This is a genomic window from Enterococcus sp. VV15, assembly GCF_005236045.1.
Classification (GTDB): Bacteria; Bacillota; Bacilli; order Lactobacillales; family Enterococcaceae; genus Enterococcus_B; species Enterococcus_B durans.
This window is the reverse complement of record NZ_QPTY01000107.1, coordinates 1-820: the sequence shown is the minus strand read 5'-3', so window position 1 is coordinate 820 and position 820 is coordinate 1. Positions and strand designations below refer to the sequence as shown.

Annotated in this window: 1 pseudogene; it reads left to right on the top strand. The window is 32.2% G+C overall.

The window, feature by feature from the left end:
* Positions 1-358: 358 nt before the first annotated feature.
* Positions 359-619, top strand: a pseudogene (locus DVW83_RS14795) (topoisomerase DNA-binding C4 zinc finger domain-containing protein); the annotation flags it as partial.
* Positions 620-820: the final 201 nt, after the last annotated feature.

The following is an 820-nucleotide window of genomic DNA, read 5'->3' as shown; positions in this document are numbered from 1 at the left end:
ATATAAGAAAACCCGAAAAGAAGGCACTCTCTTCGGGTTTTCGGTCTGTACTGAAATCAAGGTATTATTGGGAATCCCAGCTTAAATCATAGATGCCGTAAGGGATTTTATTCTTTATTTAAAACTTTGCAACAGAACCAAGTATTGTCTATTTTTAATAGTTATCTATTATTTAACGGGAGGAAATAATTCTATGAGTCGCTTTTTTAAATTTGGAAAGTTACACGTTACTAAAGGGAATGGAGATAAATTATTAGATATACTACTGACAGCTTCCAAGAAGCTAAAGAGGTCCCTAGCGCCTACGGGGAATTTGTATCGATAAGGGGTACAAATTCCCACTAAGCGCTCGGGACCCCTTGTAGGAAAATGTCCTAAGTGTGGCAACAATATTGTATTAAAAAAATCGTTTTATGGTTGTTCAAATTATCCTGAATGTAAGTTTACTTTAGCTGAACATTTTAGAAAGAAAAAACTAACCAAAACGAATGTAAAAGAATTACTGGAGGGAAAAGAAACCCTGGTAAAAGGAATCAAAAACAAAGAGAAAAAGCCCTACAATGCCGTTGTAAAAATTGGGGAAAAGGGATATATTGATTTTATCTCTTTTTCAAAATAAACATAAAAGCCCTTTAAAGAGGGCTTTTATATATTAATCACAAATCACTTATCACAAATCACAAGTGATTAATCACTTGTTTATTAAGATATTAAAAGCTATAATTTAAATAAAGGGTTCTGTTAGTCAAGTCCATAATCCTGTGTAAAATACTATACAATGTTTTACCGGTCTCTCATTGATCAAACTTAATATATTTTC